Source organism: Bacteroidota bacterium (assembly GCA_034723125.1).
Classification (GTDB): Bacteria; Bacteroidota; Bacteroidia; order CAILMK01; family JAAYUY01; genus JAYEOP01.
On record JAYEOP010000606.1, the window covers coordinates 1 to 6964 of the forward strand.

Below are 6964 nucleotides of genomic sequence, written 5' to 3' on the forward strand. Positions count from 1 at the left end.
TTTCAAAACGCCTGATAAATAAATTAAATTATATTTTTCTTTTTTTAGGCAAAAATTCTTTGCATAACTTGTTCCGCACTTGTTTCGGAAGCTATAGCTACGGAAATAATTTTTAACGACAAAAAAGAGAAATAGAAATGATTTATATCGAGTATTTTGAATTTAACTTGGCATCACACAACAAAAGTAATTCTCAAAATCACATTGAACCAAATAATCATACCACTGTTTATTAAGAAAAATGAAAAATATTGTTCATAAACACAGCTGAGTTTTGCTTTTTAAAAAATACGAAAAACAGACTGTTAAGAAATGTGAACAAACTCTATTCTTGAAGGTTTTTACAAAAAAAACGATTTGAAAAAAAATAGTTTTAACTTTGAGACTGATTAGTAACTAAATTATTAAGTTACCGAACAATAAATAATTTTTTCACAACTAATTCCCTATTTCTTGCTTTAAAAAGATAAACTCCTTTTTCAATATTTCTTAAATCAAATGAATGTTTTGAGATATTTAAGTTTTGTTCGTTAAAAACTTCTTTCCCTTCTAATGTGAAAATTGAAATACTGAAATTATCAGACCCTTTTAAATTATTACTTTGTATTCTGAATTTGCCATTATTTGGATTTGGATACAACTTGAATGTTACTGAGCCTTGTTGTTCAATGGATTCGCAATCATCAAAAGTAATTGTTATTGTATCCGAATTTGAGCATCCGTTCTTTGCCGTTACATCAACCCAATAGGTAAAAGTTCCCAATCCTATTCCATTGGTGTCAACAGTAATGTTGTTTTCCTTTGAATTAGTTGACCACAAATAGGAGGCATATACTGAATCTACTTTCAAATCTATTTGGTTTTTTTCACAAAGAGTGGTGTCATTTCCTAAGTTTAAATCAGGATATTTTTTGAAAATAATTTTTATTGTATCTCTGATAGGACATTCGTTTTTAATTGCTGTTACATGAAAATCAATAGTATCTCTTATATTTTTCTTTGCAAAAGTAAGTATGCTTTGAGTTGTTGAATCATTTGACCATAGGTAACTTTTAAAACCTTTTCCTGCATCTAATTCAATTGATGTGTTTGCACAAATTGAAGTATCTTTTCCAAGGTTAATTGTTATTGGATCAAATTCGTCAGCACCAATATCCGTGTTTGTTTTATCACGTTTCTCACCGTCAATATCTTCTTTTATTCCAGAAATTGGAGTGCCGAAGTTATTCATTACCGGATTATAAATATGTAGGTTTGAATCGGAACAAAATTGTGGATTTATTGAAACCGAAGCATATCCTTGAGATGAAATTGTTTGCCATTCAGATATTGTAGTAGCAGCTGTGTTGTGCCATAGAGCAATTGTATTTCCGTTGCTGAATAAGTTATTATGTTCTATCACAATATTATTCAAGACATTATTTGTTAGGGCAGGGCTTAGTGTTTTGTTAACAAGATTATTGTTCTTAAAAACTATGTCATTCCCTACTGTAAATGATACACAAACAGTATTCTGTGCATTTCCTGTTAAATGAATTGTGTTGTAATAAAAGTTTAAATATTCCGAAGCAGTTTCATTTATTCCGAAGCCTGATGATGAAGAATTTAAATGAATGAAATTATTGGCAACTAAGCCTTCAAGTCCTACAAATCCTTTTGTTTTGTAGAACTTAATTCCAAAATTCAAGTCTCCGCCATCTTTTATTGAAATAATATTTTTTGTTAATTTAAAATTATTGCTACAATATTCTAACAAAATTCCAGTGTAGTTGTGGTTTTTTATAGGACTGTGGATAATGTTCTTATTTATTTCAGGGGCGTGTTGGTATTTTAGAAAAATGGCATTAGACCTTTGTCCTGTAAATTTGTTTTCTGAAAAATTATTGCCATTAGCATGCATTAAATTTAATCCACAAAAAGAGATTCCACTTGAGCCACCTTCAAAATAATTGTTCATGAATCTGTTGTTTTCACTGTTGAATCCAGTGTTAGCAGTTGAAAATAAAAGTTTTGCACTGCTACTGTCAGGTGCTATAAAACGATTGTTTAAAATTTGGTTGTAATTTGAACCATAAGCAATTTCCATAAGGTTTCCGGCAATGGTATCTGATGAAAATGTTAGGTTTTTGATGATTAGGTATTGTGTGTATTTTAATTTTATAGTGTAATTTAAACTATCTTCTGTTGGTTTGTAAGTAAGTATCACATCATCATTGTTGCCTGAAGCTGATTGAAATGTAACAGTATTTATCATTGTTGCTCCCCAAATAGGTGGAATGAGCACTTGCTCATTGTAAGTACCTGCTTCAATATTAAAAATAACAGAACCAATTATTCCCCAATTTTGTAAGGCATTTATTGCTTGATTAAAAGAGATGTAATCAGCACTGCCTGACTTGCCAATTGTATATGTTCCATGTAGTTGTGCTTGAATATTGATTGAAATTATTGAGAATGCTATTGAAAATATTAATATTTTTTTCATGATAAAAAATTATGATTTGATGAATTTAAATACATAAAAAGAATTTTTGTTGGTTATTTTAATCAGATATAATCCTTTTTTAAATTTTGAAATATCAATAGAAAAAGTTTTAATATCTTTTTGTTGAATGACGTATAATTGTTTGCCTTGGTTGTCAAAAATTGTAATGCTAAAGTTTTTATCGGTTTTATAGTTTTCTTTAATTTTGATAATAATATTGTTTTTTGCAGGATTTGGAAATGTTTTAATATTGTTTCTAATATCAATTTCTTCATTGATTCCAACGCAATCGTAAAATCTGATTTGGATTGTATCAAAGTTTTTACAGGCATCTTTTATTACTTTAATCCAAATTATTGCAGTACTAAAACCAATTTTTGAAGAATCAACAATAATTGATTTTGTATTATTTCCTGTTGACCAAAAATAAGAATCAAAGGTTTTATTTGCGTTTAAAGTAATTGAATTTTTGCCACAAATTATTGTATCATTTCCAAGCCAAATCTTAGGTAGTTCTTTTACAATTTGATAGATGCTATCAATACTCCAACAGTTATTGCTATCAATTACTTTTACAGAAAATTGAGTTGATGAGTGTGCAATTGTTGAAATATTTTGTGTTGTATCTCCGGTATTCCATTTAAATTTTCCCCCACCAAATGCTGTAAGAGTTACAGTGTCTCCAAAGCAAACAGAAGTGTCTCCAACAATACTTGCTTGTGGAAGTGCTTTGATTTTTATATTTACAGAATCAAAGGAATAGCATCCGTAAATATTAAATACTTTAACGGAAAATTCAGTAATTGTATCGGCAATGAGATTTAATTCATTTGTAGTGCTACCAGTGTTCCAAAGATATTTTGTTCCACCGGTTGCAGTTAATTGCAAGCTGTCGCCAAAGCAAATTTCTTGGTCTATTCCTGCATTAGCATTTGGTTGTGGAAAGTTTGTTATTGTAATTGTATCGTAATTTGCCCAACCTAAATCATTGGTTATTTTTAAAATAAAAGTTCCTGCAGAATAAGTTGTAAAAAAATAGTTGTTTGAAATAATAGTTGAGGAACCAATGTCTCGCCAAGAATATGTCATGTTTGAGTCATTTTTGACAATTATTGTAAATGAATCTCCTATACAAATAGATGTGTCATTTGGAAGTTTAGTTTCAGGAAGAATCGAAATTACAATGCTGTCAAAATCAATATAGTTGACATTAAAACTGTCAGATGTTATTGAAAAGCCTATAAGCAAATATTCCCCATCGTATTTTTTTAAGGGAATTTGAATGTGCTTCATCTTAGTTGAAGGTTGATGATTTGTAGAATCAATTACAAAAATAGTATCGTAACTGATACCACAATTTGATGATGCAAGAACATAAATCGAATCAGTTGAATTCATTATCGTTGGAAGGTTAAAATATGGTGGGTGGTCTCGTATTATTCTGTAATCAAAATGAAAGTATGAATTTTTGGAAATAGGTCCGTTTTTCTGATTTAGAAAGGTTGAAGATTTTGTTGCTCCATAAATCCAAATACTGTTTGAAAGAGTTTGTGATTGTGTGCCGTGATCACCTTTTTTAGCAAACCATGAGTTTGTAAGTTCCCATTTTGATTGCTTGGATTCTTTTTCAAGATTATCTATCAAAGGAAGTTGGGAGGGGGAAATAAATACAATAGCTATTTCCGTTGTGTCATTTTTGTTTATGTTATCACTTTGTAAGCTAGTGTATGCTTTAAAAATATAATCTCCTGCTATTGAGGTGTTGCAGTACCTAATAGTAAGAGTGTCGTAGCAGTTTGATTTGATAGGTTTTCTTAAGGTATCGGAAATTACTAAAGTATCAAAAGGAGAAAATATTTTTACATGAACAGGAATTGATGATTGAGTTTGTGAACCGAAATTGCTGATAATAACTTTTACTTCATCATTTTGTTTTCCACAAAGTTTGTTAAAAGGAGAAATAATTGATAATACTCCTACATCATTTGCTGGTGGAATACTAATTTTTATGTTGTCAATAAAAACATTATCTCCTTTGTTGTAGAACCCATCACGTCTTTTACAGCATGATTGTAATGAAACTTTTAGATTTGAATCCGTATAATTGCTAAGGTCAAAAAATTTTGTTTCAAAATTATTTGAATTAATCTGTGGGTTAAAATTTGAATCACCATTGATATCAGGAATTTGAATTGTGTCATTTACAATTACTCTGAACCAACTGAGCTTTTCAGCATAGCTGTAAGTTTGTTTTAAGTCAAGGCATAATCGTAAAAATGATGTTGAGGAAGCATCTATGTTGCATGTGTATGAAGTTGCCTGATGTTCTGTGTTGTCAATCCATGCATTTTTTGCAGTAGTATTGTTTAAAAATCCCGTCCAAGCTGTAGAGCTATCTCCTTGAAAGTGTAAACCATAGTTGCTATTGTTAGCTGCTCTTTTATCAATTGATATTTTTGATTCTGAATTTGTGTGTGATAAAAGTGAGTAGTTGTGTCCTGTTTCAAAATTTTCAATAAATGGAAAAGAGTTGATTATTGGAAAAATAGAAATGCTGTTTGCAAAAGTATCATTTGTTTTAAAATTGTCATTTGTATCGGAAAGAAATATTTTACAATCATAACCCCCTTTTGCTGATAAGTTTGCAACTGTTGTAAAATTGTAAGTTATTGTGTCAAAAGGAAAAATTAAGGAATTTACTATTTCAGGATTTTGTGTTTTTAAGGAGTTATTTATTGAAAATTTTACAGGAATATTTGAAATTGTATCTGTTCCAAGATTCAATAGTTTTATTACAAAATGAATATTTGAATCAAGTTGGCAATGATTTCCTTCTGTTGGGTAAATACAATCTATAATGCTAATGTCATGAGCAATAGTAGAAAATTCATCAGCACCAATATCGGGATGAAGATTGTTTCTGATTTCTCCATCAATGTCTGTTGTTATGAGTGAAAGCGGAGTTCCACTATTGTTAATTAGTTGGTTATGCGTGTGCAAATTTGTAATGGAATGAAAAAACGGATTAGTAAATATTGACTGATTATCAAAGGATGTTGAATCCTGCCAATGTTTAAAGTTAGTAAAACTATCGCTACCAATGATTGCAAATTCATTGCTTGTTATAAAAAAGCAATTGTGATTACTTGAAATATTTGTTGAATTTAAAAAGTGAAATATTCTTGCTCTATTTTTTGATGCAAGAATGTTATTCTTTATTTCTATATTTTGGGAATTTTCGAGTTTTATAAGATTTGAAATTAAGTTTGATTTTGAACTATGGTTAATGCTGTTGTTGTAAATTTTAATGCTTTTACTATTGTAGATATCAATAATGTTATTGTCGTTTCCATTAAAAACAGAAGATATAAAATTGTTTGCTATTATTCCTTGAAAAGGGGTTGTGCTACATATATAATTGTAAATATTTATTATGGAAGAAATAGATTCGTTAGTTGTAATTATTTTATTTTCTTGAATTGAAAATGACTTTGCAGGCAACACTAATTTTATTGCACTATGCCCTGTGCTTGAATTTTGAAGTATAATGTTTTTATCAATAATAATGTTTTCCTGCCTTGAAAGGTAAATTGCATATTTGTACTGTTCTAAAAAAGTATTGTTGATAATTAAGTTTGAAGAATCTGCTATGGAGGTAGCATTTTTTTGAAAATATATTCCAAAAGATCCTTGCTTGAATAAGTTGTTTTGAAAAGTATTACTTGAGTTTGAACTGTTGTTGTCGGATATTATCAATGCTTGATCCGATTGAGCAAGGCTTGTTTTCATGCCTAAAATAACACAGTTTTTAAAAACATTGTGTTGCGAATTGTTTCTGAAACTTATTACGTTTGAATAGGAGTTATTTACCGTTGAACGAATTGTTAGATTTTCAAATTTAATGTAATTAGCATTGTTGAGTTGTAAGGTAAAGTTATCTGAATATCCTGTAGGTGAGTGTGTAATTATCACATCATTGCTGTCGTTGGTTGAAGATTTGAAAGTGATAGTGTTAGTTGGAGATATTCCATTGTAATTTGAAATATTCAAGTGTCCTTGATAAGTGCCTGGTGAAAATATAAAAACTACATTTCCGTTTATCCCATTGTTTTCAAGGTCAATTATAGCATTCGAAAAAGAATGGTAATCAGCATTTGCGTTTGTATTGCAGTTAATTGTGTAGGTACCGTTTAACTGAGCAAAGGATAGTTCTGAAAAAAGAACTAAAAACAATAGGTATGTAAATTTTTTTAGCAACAATTTTAAATACTGTTTTCTTAAAAATGAAATAATTATTTTTTACAAAGTTACTAAATAATTATTGATGTTGAAAATTTTATAACACCTTAGTTACTTAAGTTTCGCATTTGAATATAAAGAATTGACATTCTGAAACTTATTAAATGTCGAGTTGTGATAACATAAAGAAAATCAGTAGTATAATAATTCCATAATGAATTGTTTCATACTTTGTGATTC

The 6964-nt window shown here is 29.2% G+C and carries 2 protein-coding genes; both read right to left on the bottom strand.

What is annotated here, in order from left to right:
• Positions 1-409 precede the first annotated feature (409 nt).
• Entirely contained in the window at positions 410-2485 is a 2076-nt protein-coding gene (locus U9R42_14975; GenBank protein MEA3497328.1) for a T9SS type A sorting domain-containing protein, read from the bottom strand.
• A 9-nt stretch (positions 2486-2494) separates the two neighbouring features.
• Positions 2495-6718, bottom strand: coding sequence for a T9SS type A sorting domain-containing protein (locus U9R42_14980; GenBank protein ID MEA3497329.1), 4224 nt, complete (start codon positions 6716-6718; stop codon positions 2495-2497).
• Positions 6719-6964: the final 246 nt, after the last annotated feature.

Excerpts from the sequence above, each read along its gene's own strand:
- U9R42_14975 (MEA3497328.1), bottom strand. The coding sequence starts at position 2,485 with ATGAAAAAAATATTAATATTTTCAATAGCATTCTCAATAATTTCAATC.